17 protein-coding genes and 1 tRNA gene are annotated in these 20,501 nt (G+C 43.1%); 8 read left to right on the top strand and 10 right to left on the bottom strand.

Translation table 11 applies throughout. The features are described from left to right. Positions 1–269 precede the first annotated feature (269 nt). The 6 genes from MD535_RS15620 to MD535_RS15645 form a co-directional block, all read right to left on the bottom strand. On the bottom strand, positions 270–662 hold the full coding sequence (locus MD535_RS15620) for a hypothetical protein (RefSeq protein ID WP_265675953.1): 393 nt from the start codon (positions 660–662) through the stop codon (positions 270–272). Continuing rightward, the gene (locus MD535_RS15625) at positions 646–1,602 is read right to left on the bottom strand and encodes a pesticin C-terminus-like muramidase (protein ID WP_265675954.1); all 957 of its coding nucleotides are present in this window, start codon (positions 1,600–1,602) and stop codon (positions 646–648) included. The genes MD535_RS15620 and MD535_RS15625 overlap by 17 nt, the downstream gene beginning before the upstream one ends. After that, the gene (locus MD535_RS26200; RefSeq protein WP_265675955.1) at positions 1,589–2,731 is read right to left on the bottom strand and encodes a LysM peptidoglycan-binding domain-containing protein; all 1,143 of its coding nucleotides are present in this window, start codon (positions 2,729–2,731) and stop codon (positions 1,589–1,591) included. The genes MD535_RS15625 and MD535_RS26200 overlap by 14 nt, the downstream gene beginning before the upstream one ends. 87 nt (positions 2,732–2,818) lie before the next feature. Beyond that, positions 2,819–3,718 carry a hypothetical protein gene (locus MD535_RS15635; RefSeq protein WP_265675956.1) on the bottom strand — a complete coding sequence of 300 codons (900 nt, stop codon included), beginning with the start codon at positions 3,716–3,718 and terminating at the stop codon, positions 2,819–2,821. 727 nt (positions 3,719–4,445) lie between these two features. Next, positions 4,446–6,947, bottom strand: coding sequence for an SEL1-like repeat protein (locus tag MD535_RS15640; RefSeq protein ID WP_265675957.1), 2,502 nt, complete (start codon positions 6,945–6,947; stop codon positions 4,446–4,448). Between the two features lie 596 nt (positions 6,948–7,543). Beyond that, positions 7,544–8,320: an alpha/beta fold hydrolase gene (locus tag MD535_RS15645; protein WP_265675958.1), complete on the bottom strand. Its 777-nt coding sequence runs from the start codon at positions 8,318–8,320 to the stop codon at positions 7,544–7,546. A 559-nt stretch (positions 8,321–8,879) separates the two neighbouring features. Between MD535_RS15645 and MD535_RS15650 the strand changes: the two genes are divergently transcribed. Then, complete coding sequence (locus tag MD535_RS15650) at positions 8,880–10,754, top strand: heparin lyase I family protein (RefSeq protein ID WP_265675959.1); 1,875 nt, start codon at positions 8,880–8,882, stop codon at positions 10,752–10,754. A gap of 343 nt (positions 10,755–11,097) precedes the next feature. Here the strand turns inward: MD535_RS15650 and MD535_RS15655 are convergent, their stop codons facing one another. Further along, positions 11,098–11,991, bottom strand: a complete 894-nt coding sequence (locus tag MD535_RS15655) for a DnaJ C-terminal domain-containing protein (protein ID WP_265675960.1) — start codon at positions 11,989–11,991, stop codon at positions 11,098–11,100. Between the two features lie 529 nt (positions 11,992–12,520). Between MD535_RS15655 and glgC the strand changes: the two genes are divergently transcribed. Both glgC and MD535_RS15665 read left to right on the top strand, forming a co-directional pair. Next, positions 12,521–13,834, top strand: a complete 1,314-nt coding sequence (gene glgC / locus MD535_RS15660; protein WP_265675961.1) for a glucose-1-phosphate adenylyltransferase — start codon at positions 12,521–12,523, stop codon at positions 13,832–13,834. A gap of 192 nt (positions 13,835–14,026) precedes the next feature. Then, the gene (locus MD535_RS15665) at positions 14,027–14,611 is read left to right on the top strand and encodes a TetR/AcrR family transcriptional regulator (protein ID WP_265675963.1); all 585 of its coding nucleotides are present in this window, start codon (positions 14,027–14,029) and stop codon (positions 14,609–14,611) included. Here the strand turns inward: MD535_RS15665 and MD535_RS15670 are convergent. Together MD535_RS15670 and MD535_RS15675 are read right to left on the bottom strand one after the other, a co-directional pair. Continuing rightward, on the bottom strand, positions 14,600–15,214 hold the full coding sequence (locus tag MD535_RS15670) for a DUF2913 family protein (protein WP_390902946.1): 615 nt from the start codon (positions 15,212–15,214) through the stop codon (positions 14,600–14,602). The genes MD535_RS15665 and MD535_RS15670 overlap by 12 nt on opposite strands. Positions 15,215–15,290: 76 nt before the next feature. Next, a tRNA-Leu gene (locus MD535_RS15675) sits at positions 15,291–15,374 on the bottom strand. Between the two features lie 610 nt (positions 15,375–15,984). Here MD535_RS15675 and MD535_RS15680 point away from each other — a divergent pair. The 3 genes from MD535_RS15680 (at position 15,985) to MD535_RS15690 (ending at position 18,529) form a co-directional block, all read left to right on the top strand. Next, positions 15,985–16,443 carry a magnesium transporter gene (locus tag MD535_RS15680; protein WP_265675965.1) on the top strand — a complete coding sequence of 153 codons (459 nt, stop codon included), beginning with the start codon at positions 15,985–15,987 and terminating at the stop codon, positions 16,441–16,443. Then, a complete protein-coding gene (locus MD535_RS15685; RefSeq protein WP_265675966.1) occupies positions 16,440–17,471 on the top strand; it encodes an HlyD family secretion protein in 1,032 nt (343 codons plus the stop codon). The genes MD535_RS15680 and MD535_RS15685 overlap by 4 nt, the downstream gene beginning before the upstream one ends. Positions 17,472–17,824: 353 nt before the next feature. Further along, entirely contained in the window at positions 17,825–18,529 is a 705-nt protein-coding gene (locus tag MD535_RS15690; RefSeq protein ID WP_265675967.1) for a hypothetical protein, read from the top strand. Between the two features lie 25 nt (positions 18,530–18,554). Here MD535_RS15690 and MD535_RS15695 read toward each other — a convergent pair whose 3' ends face one another. Next, positions 18,555–18,722, bottom strand: coding sequence for a hypothetical protein (locus MD535_RS15695; protein WP_265675968.1), 168 nt, complete (start codon positions 18,720–18,722; stop codon positions 18,555–18,557). A gap of 50 nt (positions 18,723–18,772) precedes the next feature. On the opposite strand from MD535_RS15695, the gene MD535_RS15700 reads away from it, so the two are divergent. Both MD535_RS15700 and MD535_RS15705 read left to right on the top strand, forming a co-directional pair. After that, on the top strand, positions 18,773–19,618 hold the full coding sequence (locus tag MD535_RS15700) for a LysR family transcriptional regulator (protein WP_265675969.1): 846 nt from the start codon (positions 18,773–18,775) through the stop codon (positions 19,616–19,618). A gap of 244 nt (positions 19,619–19,862) precedes the next feature. Further along, complete coding sequence (locus MD535_RS15705) at positions 19,863–20,345, top strand: DM13 domain-containing protein (protein WP_265675970.1); 483 nt, start codon at positions 19,863–19,865, stop codon at positions 20,343–20,345. Positions 20,346–20,501: the final 156 nt, after the last annotated feature.

Below are 20,501 nucleotides of genomic sequence, written 5' to 3' on the forward strand. Positions count from 1 at the left end.
CGAAGGCAGAAGAATGATTCACACTTATCAACTAATCTAAGCCGTACTGGCTTAAGCAAGAGCTGACAGTTTTGCCCTGGGGTTTAACCTTGGTTTATAAGGTGTGGCTGATATACCTAAATAGTTATTGGACAGAAATATACCAGTCCCTTTGCTAACTTAGCTATTAATGAATAACTTCAGGTTTTGCAAAATAAAAGGGGGCGAGCTAGCGCGATGGGTACCATTGAACTAGCTAAAATGTTTGATAATACCTCTAAGTCGAAGACTTAATTAGTATAAGGCTGTTCGCAAGTTGGTTGTTCTTCGAATGTAAAATAACTACACCTCTTTGAGTACCACATCGTATGATATTCAAAAGATACGCTCTCGTTGGCAATACTTGAGAGAGTAATGAAAAAACCTGCCTTATCGCTCTTACCTAAATCTTCTGCCGTTGAGTCGATAAAGCAGAATTCTACATGCTTATTTTTAGATAAAACATTCAAGCAAGGCTTTTTTGTCGGAATATAGGCAATAAGATCACCAACTTTACCTGTACGATTATCATAACTTTGCTTTAACTCTCTAATGTCTGAGCTAGAAGGAAGTTTTTCACTCGCAAATGTTACGCTAGAAAAAGCAACAAGAACACAGAACATACTCTTATAAATGTTTTTCACGTCTTAGCCTCCTGTTCAAATCAACTCCAACCCACAAGTTGTTGCTATTGAACATTATTTTTTTAAATTTAAGAATATCAAAATCAACTAAAGCAGGAACAAACCCTTCTCTTGTTCTTGGGCTGTTGTCCCCACGATAAGTCAAATCGACTAGGACCTCCTTAACATTAAGAGGTAAACTGGCCCAATCAACAACCCCAAATTTAGCTTGAACATCTGACTTCGTTAACAAAATACGAGTCTTTTCTTCCATATACTCATAAACAGTATTAAACATTAAGTGTTGCTGCTTGCGTGTTAATGTAAGCTCATTGCTCTCCAAGCTTGAATTGTTAAGTAACTCTAGGGCGCTTTCTTTTTTCACACCTTCTACACTGAGTAACCAATCGGACAATTCTGACGTCAGTTCTGACACTTGAAATAGCTCTTTTAAGTGCAATTTAGAAGGTGACTGCCCGGTTGCTCCTGTGGGTGGGTTCCCTGAATCCAAACCTCGCCCAATCGTAACGCCCGATTGACCAATCACTACCCCGTCTGAATTATGAGGGACGTGGGCTTTTCTTGAGAAGTAAGCGGATGACTCAATATCATCGCCCTCATTATCAAAGGTAAATTGTCCCTTGGGCACAGTTAACCATTTTTCATCCATAGCATCATCAATATATTGCCAATTTTCACTGACGCCCTCATCCAAAGCAAGAGCTGTGTTCTTATCTACAATCCCATCGACTTCACCAATTTTATAAGTTTCATGCGTGTTATGCGTCGGTTCATAACCCTTCTGAAACTGTGTAATAGCGCTTTCTGTCGCTTTGCCAAAATCTCCGTCGGCCCCCGCAGGACCTAAATCGAAACCCAATTCAATCAATGCCTCTTGAACGACTTTGACTTCAAGACCTTTACTTCCATTACTAAGGGCCTCTCCATCACCAAAAGCCAATAACTCCAAGTTGTCCGATGTTGATAACGGCTCTGAACGAAGAATGAGCAAACACTATTTTTGATGTTGTCACGTCTTCAGCAGGCAAAGGAGAACGAGCGGAATATTGACCACTCGACTCTTTAGGTAATGTCACTTGAAGCTTATCACCAAGTGATAACGCAGAAGGGTCGGCATCATAGTGCGGGTTCATCCCTAATAGGGACTTAGGCGAAAGATTATATAACGCAGCAATACTACTCCATGTTTCACGTTGATTCGTCTTAGAGTCAAGTTGACAGGTATGATACTCAGGTTCAAATTGTGTCATTTGGTCAACTTCAATGATAATTTCATCACCGACATTCACTCTATCTGGAGAGCCCTTGTACCTAGGGTTTAAAGTCAGTAATTCTTCGAGTGTTATTCCCTGTCTGTGCGCGACTTTAGACAGACTATCCCCACTCTTAATGATGTAAATGACTTTACCATCCTTCTCTTTCTCTTTTTCTAAAATCGGTGCTGTTCGAGTGGAAAACACCGTATCCATATCAAGAAGACAAGCGTATTCATCGAGCCACTTCGCCGAAATATCACCCAAAAGTAGGTCTTGTGAGAGTTTCTCTTTTTTATACAAAAGGTGTTGCCTGGCAATCACTTGATTGTCGATTTTATAAGGTAGTAAAATCGTAGATTGTGGTTTGGGTACGATGATTTCATCGCTGAGCCCATCTTTAGTGGACTCTGTGACATTGAAACCCCACTTGTTATTACCCGCGATTTTGTACTCATGGATAAGTTCATCATCAATAAAGTGGTAGAAATACCCCTCTGTAGGCCAACCTAAACGCTCCCCAACTTGAACGGAAGGCTTAACAGGTATAAAGACATCACGATAAACGGCACTGCCTTTTTTGACAGGAAGGACATTGTCATAGCTCAACGCTGTTTTCTTAGAGCCTACAAACTGATAGAGCAGAATCTTAGGCTCATTAACCAATATTGGAGTACTCAAGATGGTGCTGATGTTATCTGAACCCTTTGATTTAATCCAAGAATTGAAGGGGTTCTTTTCTTTGTTCGTTTCAGTTACAACAAACGAATCAATACTGAATGCTTTTACTTCATCGAGTGAACAAGCTAACGCCACATTGTATTCTAAGGTAACTTCTTGAGGGTCACCCGTTGGCGGGGGGTGAAAAAAGGAGGATAATATCCTCCCTCGTTCTAAACAACCTTAAATCACCACCAAATTATCTATTACGCGCTCAAATAACCACTTATGATGGTGTTCATTAAAATCCGTGATGAACTGCCCTTGATTAACACTAATTAAGCGCTGAGCGTAGCTCTCTTCAACGCTTTCTTTTATGAAGTCACCATAAGCTTTCATATTGTACTTGCCGACCATGGAGTGGTAAGCCAAATGAATTGTACGCTCGTCACAAAAGGTCAAGTAAGCCTTGCGTCCACGACGACAAACAAAGATCCACTTCTTGAAGCTACGCCCGACATATCCCACGATAACCTCATCATCAGAACGAAGATTGTCAACGAAATCAATTGAGCTGAGAACTTGAGCCTCGTTGATTGAGATTTGCGTCAACTCAGCTATTCTGTCCCACTCCTTTGCTTTATAAATAGACTTAGAGTAGGTTTCATAAGCTTCATTATTCACCGATGTAAACTCATGCCAATGAGGGAGCAGCGACTTAACACCCTTCGCCTTAATCACAGTTACAGTTAAGAGCGGGGTTTGTTGAAAAACCTGCGTATATAGACGTTTCGTGCAGTAAAACAGGCGATCGCCAAAACCCAGATAAACAAGCGTTCGGATCATCGAGAGAACTTCGCTTTCTCTCGGAGAGCGATTGATCGACATCGAGTGCTTATCAAACAACTCTATATGCCCATCACTGTATTCAATGAGGTAAGCCAGCTCTTGCTCTTGTGGCGACCCCTCAGGGTTGGCATGAACAGCAATTGTAAAGGCTTGGAGATGAGAGTCGTTATCAAAGTTTGCCTTGATAGAGCGTACGATCTCAGTTTGATTTGTACTAGTAGAACCGTATGATTCATGGCGCACGATAGTACAATTGGCGCGAGGTAGCACTTCCTCTGGAGCTAGAATAGTCATTTAGTATTTCCTCTTAAGTTCCCTACAGAACCTCAAAAAAATTGTGTATTGGCAAAACCCTGAGATACTCAGAACTTCGCCTTGTGGCACGATGACACCGCCATCGCTCACTAATTAGACTATTGGTTTATTTCATATTCTGCAATACTCGTTTATAGAAAACTCATTGCATTTATCGTACTACTGTCCCAAAGCGAGCAAAATCAATGACCGTGGCTAAACCGTTAAGTCGCTTCTGTCCCAAAGCATGGCGGCATAACACGTCTCTGGAAAAAAGCTTCTTAGCTAAAATGACTTAGTGGCATCAGTTCAAGTAAGAAAAAGTATCTTAAACCTTCTGCCCAGCAATAGCTGTAAGGCCTGAAGCCTTTACTGGTAAGATGGATTTATATTAAACAATGGTTGCTGGGTACAAGACGTAGCCGACCAAACTCCATAGTGAGAACATCACGACTAACATTTTTCCTGATCTTGCTTTTAACCACTGCAGCATGCTTCATTCCTTACAATCTGATCTTATTAAGCTCATCAAATGCCGATTATGAATCGGTGTTTTATTCGAGCGCAAGATTAAACGCGAAATTTCGTCACGCAGACTTTTCATGTGGTTTGGTAATTTATAGCAAGTTAATTGAAGGTAAGGCCATCTCCATAGCTAGATAATAAGATAAAAAAGCCTCTTTAACCTTATACAGCTAAAGAGGCCCTTACCATGCAAAGAAACAGCCTAGTTCAAATATGCCATTGTTTCATTTGAAGTAATGAATAACGTTTCTTTGCCAATATTACGTACCGATTTTAATTCTAACTTTTGATGATTTTGTTTTATGTAATAGAGTTTATCATCCGTATCAACCAGTAGTGTTCGCAATCTACCGTAGACAATCACTTGTTCTAGCTTTTTCCAGCGCTTATTTTTATCAAGCGTCGGTACTAAATCATCGGTATTTTGATTCATAACGATCGATTGTAAAGTCAATTGCCCTTGTTCATCAAGCATTGCAAAAGTGTCAAAAGTACCTTCAACTTTCATCACTCGAGCCTTGTTATGAGCAATTACTACTGGTGAAGCGCCGCCACCTAAATCCCAACAATCGACATCACCGTTGCGACTCAACGCACAAAAGCGGTCACTATCAGGGCTCGCCGCCAGTGCTTGATACTCGCCTTGAATTTCACCACCAAAATGATAAGCCATTGGTCCCCAAAGCAAAATATCCCCTGAGCTATCTAAAGCGAGGAAATGGCTTTGCACGGGCGCGATATCGACAATATTCGCTTGTAAACGACGATAAACTTTGAGTTCATCATCAAGGCTTTGATAGGCTGAATCTTCAAAATTAGATGCCGCAAGAATAGGACTGCCACCAGCCATTGCACCGCCCCAAGTGACAACACTTCCATCATCAAATAGAGCAGCTGAAGCCGCGTCGTTATGAACTAGCTTTTTCGCCCCTTCTTGCTCAAGTCGAGTCAATATGCTTGGTTCAGGACGACATCCCCCTTTCAAGCGGTGGATTAAAAGATGATCCCCTGTCGCACGATTAAATAAGTATCCACAATGGCTTTGTTGCACACTTTGATTATTAGCCAATAATTTAAACGGTAGTTTCTCGGGCGGATTCCAAGCTCCATCCACGGCTAAACGCCCATCTTTATGCCTCCTTGGCACTTTCATATCACCACGGTTATAAGCCTCTATTTGCGGTACATCAGGGGCTTCAGCGACAATCCTCCATGGTGATAATGAGTATTCACGAAAGCGAACACGCTTAAGTTGGTTAAGTAAGCGGTTATGTTCTAAATAATAATTTGGCTCATCATGCTGAGCGTTCAACTCTTGATAACGCTTTTTCAGATCACCGCCAAATTGTTTCGTATATTGAATGGCATCCTCACGTACTTCAGGACGTCCGCTATCAGCTAAGACATTAACGTCATCTTTAAATCGGTTAGAAAACCCGTTTCTGCTCTTCCAATAGCTAGAAGCTTCATACCACTGCTCTTTCCTCGCGTGCAAAGCCAACTCAAACTGACTATACCTGTCTTGAAAAGCTGCGGCTTCTTGACGCCAAATAATCGCTTGCTCTTTATCACCCGACTCATTTGCTCTATCCATCAACCATAGCATTGCAGTTACATTGCCTTTAATTGCTGCTTGGTAGATTTTAGCGCGAGTATCGGGTAAATCTTGGGCTTGTTTAAGTGCCGTTTCAAGCAAAGCGTTGGCATCACCTTCACTCATCGCACTTTGTAAATATGCTTCAGCGTTTTCGGGCTCACTTTTTTCAAGCAGCACTGACAATTGATACTTACATTCAGCGTCACACGATCCAACTATGTCGGCTTGACTTAGTAACGTCAAAGCAGAGTCAGATTCACCGCCATTAATCATCACATATGCGAGTTCTGTAAACGCGCGTAGCTCACCCGTCTGAGCGGCAGAGAACAACAATGATTTCATCTGCTCGCTATCGTCTTTATTGAAAAAAGAATTTCCTTGTTGAGCAAATAAAAGATCACCACGAGCGAATAACGCAGGTCCGTAGTTACCAGCCTTTTCAAACCAAGTGTTAGCCTCATTTAGATCTGGAGTCAACATACTAATGCCATGCTGAAACTGTAATCCCATGCGGTAACTTGCTATCGCATCGCCTTGCAATGCGGCTGGTTTAACCCATTCATTAACACAATGCTGGCTTAGATATAAAGCGTCCTCTTGAAGACACATATCCAAATGCATTTGCGGCGGCACTTCAGTCGTGTTAGCCCATTGCATCGCAGCTTTTAAATCTTGAGGCAACCCATAGTTGCCCGTTCGATAACCTTCCGCTAAATACATTCGAGATTGTCTAATATCGGCTTTTGCGGCTTGCCATAAATATGGTGACGCTTTGCTTGGGTCTGATTGACTTGACCAACCTTGGAGATGACCTAAAAATGCACTGTAAGCTGAATAGGCATCGCCTAATTGTGCGCTCAATTCAAACATTGCCAACGCACGATCTTTATTCGGCGACTCTAGCCCCTCACCCGTGTAATAGAATTGTGCCAATGCCCCTGCACTCCAAGCGGTATGCTTGGTGATAGATTCAGCCAGCGCAAGTCGCTGCTCAGCACTAAGCTTCGGCTGTTGTAATTCATTTTGAAATTCTGATAATGGATCGGCAGCTAAACTTGGACTACCAGCAAGCGCTGCAATTATAGGGAAAATAGAAAAATACCGCACAAGATAAACCTATAAATCAAACAAATAAAGGCGAAAACTTACCACCTAAAGCGCTGAAATAAAATAATTAAATTTAATTATGAGCAGCGTTTTAGTCAGCGCAAAGCAAGCGAAAAAATTTCATCACATATTATTTCACAATGCTGTCTAGTATATGAGGTGATTATATGCCTCTCTAAATCGGATTAGTTTTGGTAGGGAAAACGCACGTTACGAAATTTTATAGAGTATTTGATCTAAGCGATTTCGGGGCAAAACCAAGTACAGCCTATCCAGTAGAGTGGCATTTATAAGACATAGAGCCGAGGGGGGAAATAGGTAGCGCCGTATCGAATGAGAACCCAAAATAGGATACTCAAACGCTACTTATACCACGCTAACCAAACAGTAGCGCTTTTATCAAAAATATTGCCCAGATTTGCAGGGCAATGTATTCCAGTTTTATCAATAACTCCATGTCGTACTCCCTCTTCCTTGGGGTACTTTAGTTATATCAATTTCATTCAGCTATCACAGTGAATTATCTTCATGAACACAATGGGGAGTTTACCTCCCCTCATGATTGTGTCATTAAAGCTTAGCGATATCGTCGCTCTTTATGAGGCGTCAAACGTTCCGGTTGAGATAAAGCTTAGGATAAGGCGAGTCACGTAAGGATCTCGTCTTAGCTTGTCATGTTTAATGTCCACTTCAACAAAATCTTTCATGCCTTCTAATTTGGTCGACTCAACCGACACTAGCCCATCGTTGGAGTTATCAAACATACCGCTAAAAACAGGGTAGCTCTGTGTCCCGGCAATCACACCAAATTCATAGTTTGGTTGCGGCAGGCTATTTGGAAAACTGTTTGGATCCGTGGTCAATGACGTGGCCGTTTCTCCTAATAGTGACAATAAGCCGTTGTTCACAAAATAATCGGCGACATCGCTACCATGATTAGGCGTTCCTAAAAATACCACCTCTCCCATCTCTTTAGACGACACAAAGTCGGGGTGATTAGCTAGATATGAGCGAATCACAAGCCCACCTAATGAGTGACCCACAAAGTGTGTTTTTGATTGATTAGTGTGAACAAAATCCGCTTCTTCAAACTGGCTAAGACAGTTTGAAATGGCACTGGCACTTTCACCCAGTGTGTTATCAATGGATTGGCGAAGTGTTGGATAATCAACCACGCAAACTTGATAGCCCTGCTTCGAGATTAGGTCTGACATGGTTTGCATTGACCACGCACTGCGACCGAGTCCATGAACAATGACGACCTGCTGGCTTTGATGGTTCGATAATTCACTTTCTGTTGGCTCTGCATCGGGTTTACTGCACCCAAATAAGGTCAATGCAGCGCCTAACATCACAACAACTTTCCACTTCATACTGTACCTCCGCGTTGATCCAAGCATATCAAAGTGGTACTACCACGACTAGATAAACAAGACGCGATCTTAATTCAAAATAATCAGAATTAAGTCAGAAATCTGATATAGAAAAATTTGGTTCAATTTTTAGATAACATTCAGATACATAACCATGACAACCGTTCAGATAAGTCACTTGCCCATTTTCTTGGTCTCTCTACCTCACTTGTGACACCAAACATGAATGATCACAGCACGCTTTCTATCAATAACATCCCGCCATTTCTTGAGCTTAGCGATATAACTTACTGAGAACATGACTCCATGATTGCAATGTCCTACTAATTCGTCGTTGCCGACAAATGCCACATTACATCAACAAAACATGACATCACTCGCACGACTCATTCACCAAATCAATATGAGCATGGTTTGATATTAATTCCATATTCACTACCTTACTCATGAGTGCACTCAATTAATTCACACTTTTGCCGCCTAACAACGTTAATCGTCACAGATAGCCGTGACGTTATCCGCGCGTCATTGCGCGGCTGGAATTAAACGAGGATATGCCATGACACCATTAAAAAATACAAATCGGCTAGCTTCCCTGCTTTACATCGCTGCTGGAACCACCATGATACTTGCCCCTTTAACGGCATCGCTCACCGCGAGCGCGAATGCATTAGATACTGATGGCGACGGCATCATTGACAGTGAGGATGTCTATCCATGGGACCCCGACAAACACGCCTTACCCACTCACCTTCTCCCAGCTATCGTTGAAGCAGAAGACTACGATTTAGGGGGGCAAAACATCGCTTATTTTGAAACCACAGAAGACAATCGTGGTGGCAAGAACTACCGTAATGATGCCATCGATATCTCGAACCATTCAGGCTACTTTCATGTAGGCTGGTTTGCGCGTAGCGAATGGATGAACTACACCGTCGAGGTGCCGAAAGACGCCTATTTTGAGTTCTCTGCCTGGTTAGGGTCCACAGCAAGCACAACAAAAAACCTCGAGCTCGCCGAAGGGAGTAAGGTTCTCGCTCATCTGCCTTTTTTATCTTCCACTCAAGTTGCTCGCGAGTTTGAACCGACTGACCCCCAAACCATCTATCTAACCCAAGGTAAGCACACACTGACTCTTAGAGCGATAGATGGTTCGGTACGAGTCGATAAACTTCAATTTAATCTCTCGCCTTTATCCAAAGACTCTGACGGAGATGGCATCGTCGATGCCGAAGACGCCTTCCCTAATGATCCCAATGAATGGATCGACACCGATCAAGATGGGATTGGCAACAATCAAGATCTTGATGATGATGGCGATGGTGTGAATGACGACATGGATGATTATCCCCTTGACGCGAGTCGCTGGGAAAACCAAGTGACGATGGTTGTGCCGGACTCTTGTGATGGATTAGAAGATAAGCAACTGCTGTGTGATGTGTTAAGTAATGACGTTGACCCAGAGCAAGATGAGTTGCAGATTATCATTGACCAAGCACCTCGTTACGGCACGCTAACCATCACTGCGGAGCATGTTCTGTATACGCCCAACGTAGGCTTTGTTGGACTGGATGACTTTACTTACTCAGTTGACGATGGGTTTAACCGTTCAGAGTCAGCGGTGGTTGATATCCAAGTGAATCGCACCACCCCTATTAATAACGCTGCCCCTATTTACACTGCAGGATGGGAAAATGGCACATTACACTCCGAACTTCCTGGCGAGCTCACGCCGTCTTTTTCTAGTGACCTCGACTCGCTGACTAAAGAGCCCACGAGTTATCACTATTACCAAACGGAAGCAGTGCCATGGGCAAGAACAGGCGAGCGAGTGTTAAAGGTGTTTGGAGAACCACCAGCCTATCGCTCTGAAGCGGCATTTATGAGCAGCATTTACCGATTCTCACCCGGTGAAGAGTCCTATTACAGCGCGAGTATTCGTCCCGACGAGTCGTGGCAAACCGTCACTAAATATTCGGTGATTATTACTCAATGGAAGTCATTTAGTTCAGGTCCCCATGCGGCGATCCGGTTAAGTAACGATGGTAAATTTGCACTGACGTACCATTCAAGTGGTCAGCCCGTCGTCGACCTAGGTACAGCACCACAAGACACATGGACGGATATTCGTGTGTATTTCAAGAAATCACTGGGTGACGATGGTCATGTTAAAGTGTGGGTAAATGGTGAGTTGAAACTTGATCGAGCAGGAAAAACATTACTGGTTGGCAACGACGGTTATATGAAATTTGGCATGTATACCGAAATTCGAAGCCCTAAGACACTCTACTTTGACAATATTTCGGTATCTAAAGCCATTAACCGCTCACTTGCAGAATGGGGGCAAAGTCCAGTAGATGGCATCTATAACGATAGTGATGAAGATGGAATAAGTAACGGGTTAGATCGCTATCCTTTTGATGCGACTCAATAGCCTGAACCCTCGTAGGCTAACAGACCAAAAACATGGATGTTTGGGCGAGTACTTCCTTCGTGACAAAACCAAACAGCAATCCCAAAATAAGGGCTTTGAACACCATCGTCATTGCTCTCTCCTTGGCTGGTTGTGAAATGCAAAGGACATGTCGATATCTGCTTTACTTAAAAAAGGATGGGCGAGATAGGAGCCTAAATTTTACTGTAATTGATAAGCATAGCGCCTATTGGCCAATAACGCAGGTCATGAAAAACAAAAAGACAGCCACCGAAAGTTGGCTGTCTTTATCAAATCACACGTAACACATTAAGCGAAAACGAATAAACGCGCCGAATGCACGCTATTGCATCGTCTCTTTAAACTGTTCTAACAAGGAACGTTGTTGATCGCTCAGATCCGTTGGCACTTTGATCTGAATTCTCACCAACAAGTTACCTGTTTCTCCTTTACGACTGGTCACCCCTTTCCCTGTCATTTTGAATTTTCGCCCGTGCTGAGTCCCAGCAGGGATGCGAAGTTTAAAACGACTATCAAGCACGTTGACTTCAATCTCACCACCCAACGCCGCTGTGATCATATCGACGGGGGTATTACAGATGAGGTCATTTTCATCTCGTTCAAGAAACGCGTGTGCTCTGGTGGCGATAATCAATAACAGATCGCCTGCTGGTGCGCCGTATGACCCCGCGCCACCTTTACCGGAGAAACGTATCTTTTCACCGTCTTTAATACCTGCGGGTATTTTAACGTTGATCTTTTTATGCTCACCGTTAATTGGTAGCTCAACGACCTTATCTGCGCCTTGAATCGCGTCGACAAAGTCAACGGTTAGAGTAAACTCGCTATCTTGACCACGCTGAGGTCGAGGTTGACGCCCTCGTCCTTGAGAGAACATATCTTCAAAACCGCCGAAACCGCCGCCAAAACCTTGTCCGCGCTGTCGGAATGCATCACCAAAGATGTCATCGAATCCTCCATGGTGACCACCACGTCCGCCATGCCCGCCATTTTCAAATGCCGCGTGACCAAATTGGTCGTATTGACGTCGCTTATCTTTATCCGTCAAGATTTCGTACGCTTCCTTGACTTCCTTAAAGCTCGCTTCCGCCGCCGCATCACCCGGGTTTTTATCTGGGTGGTACTTCATTGCTAGCCGTTTATAGGCTTTTTTAATTTCTTGTTCGGAGGCACCTTTCGAGACCCCTAGCACGCTGTAATAATCTTTTTTAGACATGCTAAAACCTCATTACTCATCATCTAAATCAAAAAAGAGCGTGCTCGCGATCGGTCACGCTCTGAATACCGACAAGTTTATGTATTATTACGGATAACTCAACTCTTTATTACCGTGAGAACTCGGTTTCGCTGCCAGCGATAAACGTCGCCTACCTCACACTCCAACGTTTGAAACACGTCTCGCTACTGATCCCTATCGATGTCATATGAATGTAATGAAGTGCATATACGGTGCATACTGATTACTAGACAGAGCAAAGCGTACGAAACCCGTTACGTTTGAAACACGTTGACAACAATTGTTTCACTATTGATACGGCGTTCTGTGATCTACAACCAAGATCCAATGCTTGTTAATCGCTTTGCCTAATATGACATGGATCGCATAGCGCTTCTCTGTTCTTATAGAGGGGCTATTTATATGACGTTAATGGGTGAACTCAAATAAACACTAACTTTCTCACGAGAAGAAAGCACGTTTACACTCCCCCGCACGTCTTTGCGCTTGTAATAAAAGGAGTAATACAATGCCAAAGGAAAACCAATATTCTCATATTTCGAGTAATGCTCGACTACGTAATACAACGGCTATGATCCTCGCAGGAGGAAAAGGAACTCGGCTTAAAGAACTCACCTCTAGCGTTGCAAAACCAGCAGTGTCATTCGGTGGTAAGTTTAAAATCATCGATTTTGCATTATCCAACTGTATCAACTCAGGTATCCGAAAAGTCGGGGTACTTACGCAATATATGGCGCAAGACCTGATCACTCATATCCAAACGGGTTGGCAATCAACGTACTCGGCGCTAAATGAAGGGGTACACATCATTCCTGCCCAGCAACGTGTCGGTGAAGACTGGTACCGCGGTACGGCAGATGCGATTTACCAAAACTTAGACCTCATTAAACGACACGACCAAACAGAACGAATTCTAATTTTGGGTGGCGATCACATCTACAAAATGGACTACTCACGCATGGTCAATTTCCATGTGGAAAGTGGCGCAGACGTTACTGTCGCTTGTATCCAAAAACCAATCGAGGAAGCGTCGGAATTCGGAGTGATGGGGCTTAACCAAGACGGCGACATCATTAATTTCGTAGAAAAACCAAGTAACCCACCGTCGATGCCAAACGATGAAAGCAAAGCTCTGATCTCTATGGGTATCTATATCTTCAATCTGGATGTACTTGATAACGAATTAAAACAGGCGCTTAACGATCCAAATTACAAGCATGACTTTGGCCATAACATCATTCCAAGCCTTATCGGCCGTAGTAAGTTAAAAGGCTACGTTTTTAGCGAAAAAGGTCACCCTGGTGCCAACGGTTATTGGCGTGATGTGGGTCATGTAGAAGAGTACTACGCTGCAACGATGGATCTACTTGCCCCAACGCCTGAGCTAGATCTCTACGATACCAGCTGGCCAATCATGACCAGCCAGGTACAGCGTCCTGGCGTAAAGTTCTTATTCAATGAACCAGATCGACGTGGTTTTGCTATTGATTCTGTACTGTGTGCCGGCGCGATCATTTCCGGCGCGCAGATCAAGCACAGTCTTATTTCATCTGACGTAAGAGTGGAAGACCGTGCAGAAGTCACAGACTCTATCCTTCTGCCTAATGCCACCGTAGGTATGGACTGTAAACTTCAAAAAGTCATTGTTGGTGAGGGCTGTCAAATTCCTGATGGTATGATCATCGGCTTTGATGCTGAGCAAGACAATGCCCGCTTTACCGTATCAGAAAATGGTATCGTGCTAGTGACGAACGAAATGATTGATAAGCTGGTAGAAGGTGTGGTACTTCCGCTAAAAGGCGAGAGCGAAGCGACGGCCTAAGTATAAATAATCAATTACTCAGCCACACAAAGAGCCGCGATATCGTGGCTCTTTTTTATATTCACACTAAGACCAATCAAACTAAGACAAATCACATTATCTAACCCGCCTCCTAGTACAAGCGCCCCCACTTTACTTCATATTAGGTTCACGCTAAAATTTGAACATACGTTCAATTAAGAGAAAAGCATCATGGCCAAAACGGCTAAATTCCAACGCGAAGAAGTCATACATAATGCTATGCTGTTGTATTGGGAAAAAGGCTATCACGCCACCTCTATGCGTAGCTTACAAGACGCAATCGATATGCGACCTGGCAGTATCTATGCGGAATTTGGCAGTAAGGAAGGGCTATTCCAAGTGGCATTAGAGCATTACGCTGAGCAAAGCATTAGACGCCTGTCTGACACTGTCTGTGCATCTTCTTCTCCTTTGCTAGGTTTAAAGAGCTTTGTCAGCGCTGCGGTCATTCCCAATGAGCAACCAATGCCAAGTCACTTATGCATGCTGGCAAAGACCATTGCAGAACTTACCGAAGACAACGCAGAATTGCTTAACAGTGCCAGGCAAGCTCTGCTTAGAATTGAAAATGAATTTGAGAAGGTAATAAAAGAGGCACAGGAATGTGGCGAAATAGACCCCTCACTCGACGCCCAACGCTTAGGTCAATATGTTCAGATACAAATTATGGGTATTCGAAGCTACGTGCGCGCCAGTCAATCTCGACCAGAACAAAGTCAATTACTCATCGACGATATTTTTGCGTTAATGATTTAGCTCAAGCTCAATCCGTACAAAGTTTTCATCTTCATATTGGAGTTGATACGCAAAAACATCATTCGCATAGATAGTACCAAGGAATAGGTGCTTTTCACGAACTGTCCCACGAAATAGAATAGAGATACTGCTCACCAACTGATTTTTAGTACCAAAGTGACTATTAAGATCATCAGATAACACACACAACAAGCAACTATCTTCATCATGCTTAAGGTCGACGTGTCTTGGGCTAGAAAGTAGTGCGGTGGTACCCAGTTTTTTTTCAATTTCGCGAATGAGCAGCAAATAGCTGTCTAAATGCGGTTGCATGACTTCAGGTTTTGCCTCAATGCCAATCAACAGTACCTCTTCTAGATCAACTTGAGACTTTTTGGCCTGTAGACTCATCGTCTTAAGCTGCTTACGAATGGCTTTGTATTTATTGCTTTTGAGTTTTGGTTTTAACCAGCGAACCAACAAATCATTGCATTTATCACGATCAAGGTGCATAGACTTTGCATCGCGTTTTTTGAATTCTAGGTGTAAAAGGGCGTGAAGAGACACCTCAGTCAATAGTTGAATTGAATCTGAGTTAGACGTACTGATGTGCTTTGAACCGATTCCGTTGTTCTGCATGTAGTCTGTGTACTTATGTAGTCTATGTACGAATGTGCTCTGTGTACAATAAGGAAAGGAATGGTGCCGAGAGAGGGACTCGAACCCTCACACCATAGGCACTAGCACCTCATGCTAGCGTGTCTACCAATTTCACCATCTCGGCATCAATGAGTACAAACGTCCGTTTGTTATCATTTTGGTTCCAATTTTCTGGAACAAACGAATGTTAACTGACGATATTTTACTTGTATAGCATTTCATTAGATAAAAGCATAGAAATCCGTTTGTTTGGTGAACAAGTAATCAGTTTGAATGATTTACCAACAACCAATCCTTTCGATTCATCCTCAAATTTGCCAATCACCGACGACAATACATAAATGAAATTGATGTCAGAACCCTAGTTGACCGAATGTATTTCAATGGGCAAATAGAATACGATATTTCCATACACAGAATCGTAGAACAGCGGTTTACTTGCCCAGTATCGACGCGCTATCGATTCACTACAACTACGCTTCTCAATAGATTATAGCCATTGAATGATCGTTTAGAGGTTTACGGTTCGCATTAACGCTAAGGATAGCCTGATATAGGAAAAACTATGCTCAGACTATTTAACCAACATCGCCTTTTAACACCCGACACCACTGGCGTTCATCCTCAAGAAAATTGGCTTATAGCCGTACATACGTTTCAAGTGAAACGACGACTTGCTGCCACTTTGACTCCCGTTTACTTTCGCTCTCTTATCGATACACGGATAACCTAGCATGAAACCATTTCTCATTAAGTCCTTTAGGTTCAGCCTTAAGGCGGTACTCATTATTGGTAGCTTTTTAACCTTGAGCTACGCCTTTTCGTTACTTTCAACCATACATGGGCAAGCGTTGCCTAGCGACCATTTTACCAATGGTCAGCCGACCATCATTGGTCTGCTTAACTCTGAAATGTTCATGGGTATCATTTTTGTCATTACTTTATCGATTGTTGCCTATGTCCTGTATTTACTTTGGCAACTCCACGAAGTGGCCGTACACCGCAGCCAATACATGCAAAGTGCCCATGCTAACTTAGTGTTTGCCCTGTCTCTGTGTGGTTTGTTCATTGATAAGCTGTGGTGGGTACTGGCAATCATCATTGCGTTTACAGATTGGGAAGCCGTTGGTAAAGCAATAAGTCGAGTAATCAACAGCGGTATCTACGGCAATAAGAAGGAAGAAATGAAATGAAAGAGATCATGCTCCCTTACGTCCTGATTATTTGGTTACTGGTTAAACTCGGTGTCATCAAGTGGACACTGAGAAACGCAGTGTTAAGCGTAGGTTTTGGTGCGTTTATCGCATTTCTATTGTTTACCGCGCACCGATTCTGGTCTCCTGCCGATCTGACGGACAGTACAACGGTGAAAGCCCCCCACGCGGTACTTAGCCCACTGTTTGGGCAACAAGTTAAAGACATTTACGTCACTCATAACCAAATTGTTAAAAAAGGTGAACTGCTTTATACGTTAGAGTCAGAAGATACCGATGAAGAAATTAAAAGCCTACGTTCACGACTGATTGCCAGTGAGCATAGAATTATCAGCATTGAAGAACAAATCATCATTGATAAAAAGAATCACCAACGCCTCATCAGTTTGGATGAATTCAGCTCAGAGCAAGAGCGTGATGAACTGCATACGCGAATTCAACAAGGCAATGCAGATTTAATGGCTGCCCACTCTGATGCCGACAGCATTAGAGCGCAAATAAACCAAAAGCAATGGCTTAATGACCGCAATCAGGTTAGAGCACCATTTGATGGCGTTGTTGGTGTGATTAACATCGCTAAAGGATCTCGTACTGGTAACTTGTTCTTATATGACACGGGTCGAAAATTTGTCGAAATGCGCGTTAGCGACCAAACATATCGTCATATCAAAGAAGGACAGTTTGCGGAATTTTTTGTCAATTCTCATCCAGGTGAAATTTTTAGAGGACGCGTTCATAGCATCACAAGCAACACTGGTGAAGCAACCGTCTCTGCATTAGGTTCTAGCCAGCAAGTCCGCCAACACGTTGGCAATAATACCGGTTCACATGGACGTACCATTGTTATCGAGTTCGAAGAGCCAGAAGGCTATAACGTACCGCTTGGTGCCACGGGTTCTGGCTGGGTATCAGCCGATAAACCATCCTCTAAGCTTGGTTTCATGGATATCATTGGTGGCGCTACTGTCCGATTAAAGGCATTAAAAGCCTACTTAAATGCCATTTAAACCATCACAAGCAGATAGCAGATAGCAGATTAACCCATTGGAGCTCATTAAAGACTTGGACTCTACGGAGTTCTGGAACAGGCATTGTGCTCAAAACACCTCACTTTTCGAGGTGTTTTTTTTGCCTATTCCTTGTTAGCTTTTGCTTTTGCTTTTAGGATACCTCCCCCCATTAACGCTCCTTAATGGCTTCAGAGACATTACTATTTTTTTCATCACACCAAAAGCAGCCAATAAAAATGTCAACCGCCACCCATTCGAAAACAAGTCAGAAGCCAATTTAAATCTATTCGATATTTTCGTTAACTTAGCGCCGTTCCAAATCAGTGGACTCATAAAATAAGGTAACGAAAATGAAAAAAACAGCAATCGTCCTTGCGCTAACATCGGTTTTTTCTGCAAACATTATGGCAGAAGGCCTATCTGGCGGCGTAGAACTGGACGCGAAGTTTGTAAATGGTGAAAAAGAATATTCAGCGAATAACGGCTCTGGTATCAAAGCATTTGTCGGTTATGAAGGTTTTGGTGCATCAGCAAAACGTAAAGCGAATTTCGAAAATGAGTACAATGTTAACTACAAGCATGACTTCGATGGCTTTTGGCTAAAAGGAGAGTATGAATTTGTAGACAAGAAGAGTGTACAACATGACCCGGCAAAGCCAGTTAATGACCAAAACAAATTTGGTGTAACAGTTGGCGGTAATATTGCCGATCTATTCGATACATCACTTCGATTACGTAAAGATACCGATTTACGCTCTGGCCACAATGCGCCAAGAGGAGACATCTATCGTTTTGATCTCGCCGCGGGTAAGCAAGTCACAGACCGCATGTATTTTAACGCAAAAGTCGTGGGCCAAAAACAGAATAATAAAGATGTGATTGCTTTAGATTCTGGTGCTGACCGAAATAAAGACACAATCTACAACCTAGAGTTGCGTGCCACTTTCACCGACATCCAAAACATGGTGCCTTATGTTGAAGTCGGTAATGAAGGTGTATTTGGCAAAGATACTCGTAACACATACGGTAAGGTTGGTGTGGTATTTCCATTCTGATCAGCATAAGAGCTAGGGTTAATGACTAAACCACCCTACCACTTACCTGCATAACATACTGATATTCGAAGGATTGAATATCACCTAACCAAACGTACTCTTCACCGCCCCCTCCCCCCTTCTTCTCCCCCTTGACCTCGTATTGACCTTGATATATTAATGGATGAGCGGCGATGTCAATACTACGACTCACCTCCCATCGTTCGTGATAAGCCTAGAAAAACTCATGGAGTGCAACACCGTATGGATCTTAATCTACTCATCACATTTCAAGCGATATACAAACACGGCTCGATTACTCGTGCAGCCGATGCTCTGGAGGTCACACAGCCAGCCGTTAGTGCAGCATTAAAAAGACTAGAAGCCGTGGTGGGAAAGGCCTTGTTTGTCCGTTCCGGTCGCAGTATTACTCCTACCGGCGCAGCCGTGGCACTTGCCAATAAGATAGCCGCGCCTCTGGCCGTACTGGAAAGCATCGAACAAAACCAAGATGTTACCAAAGTCTATTGTAACGAAAGTTTGATGCACTTAGTTTGTGATATCGACGGTCTTTCTTTCCAAGAGCCCCCGCTTAGCGAATCACAACTGTTAGCCGATATTGACTCACAAAAAGTCGACTTGGTTATCGATGTTGCTAGCAGCAAAAGTCGTTCTCACGTCGTTGAAGACCTATTCAGTGAACCTGTTGTTTGTGTTTGTCGCAACGATCATCCGAGTATTGGCGACAGTTTGACGTTTGAGCAGTATTTTAAATTGGAACACATTGCACTCAATATTCGCAGAAATGACATGGTCATGCTTGAATTCCTAGCAGAAAGAGCCATGCCACCCCGACGAGTTAAAGCACAGACTGGCTCCCTGTCGAGTATGTTATCGCTTGCTGCAACGACCAATTTAATCGGTGCATCCACCGTGTCTCTTGCTAAACATATGGCACCGCTACTTAACCTCAAGGTTATCGATATCCCCATTCAGTTAAGAGACGTTCAGTTTCGAATGATTTATCACCGTCGCTTCCTCAATGACGAGCAACATAAAGCCACTCGTCAGTTAATTCGCAATACCATTCAGAACCATCAATACCAATAAGGCGTCAATGACATCGGATTAAACCATTGCTAGCCCATTCCATGCGACCGACATTGCAATAGAAACGAATTTGTTTGAGGCTCTGCATTGAAATGTTCTATGGTTAAGTTATCAGCGTTAGACGCGCTATTATCTATCAGCCAATCACTGATGATAAGCCAGCTATTGGCGATACATTCGTCATTATTCGTGAGAATGGAAAGCCCGTAAGAGCGACCAAAAGACGGCCAGTCGGAGAGCAATTTTGAAACGAGTGATATTACTTTGTACCCATTTAGCGGCGTTATTTTCCGGCTTTATGCTCGGTATCTATATTTTGCCTATTTTGATACAACCAGACTCCCCCGAGTTCAACACAAAAACTCTGCCTACCGAGCAAATCAGTATGGTCGGTGAGTTCTCTAAAGACCGTGAAGACAGTGACTTCTTCCATTGGGGTGAAGGTAAAATAACCGTCACCCATAACAGTGTGATGTTTATCGGCGAACTCGCGCCGGGCCCAGATTACAAGCTGTATTTATCGCCGACTTATATTGAAACAGAAAGTGATTTCAACACTCACAAAGCGGATATGCTTCGTATAGGCGATATCAAGACCTTTGACCGCTTCCTACTCTCTCTACCCGAAAATACCGATTTAGCCCAATACACTACCGCAATTGTTTGGTGCGAAACCTTTGGGGAATTCATTACGTCCGCTCGGTTATTCCCTCCTAGTGACACATAATGAGCTGTGAAACGAAAGAGTCTGCGCATATATAACGATAAATAACGAAACACTCGCTATTTATCGTTCGCTATTAACCTTTACGCCAATTTTCTATATCTATCGGTGTAGAGATTTTCACTATTGCAACCTTATCCTTGCGCATTAATCACAGTT

This window comes from Vibrio qingdaonensis (assembly GCF_026191675.1).
Classification (GTDB): Bacteria; Pseudomonadota; Gammaproteobacteria; order Enterobacterales; family Vibrionaceae; genus Vibrio; species Vibrio qingdaonensis.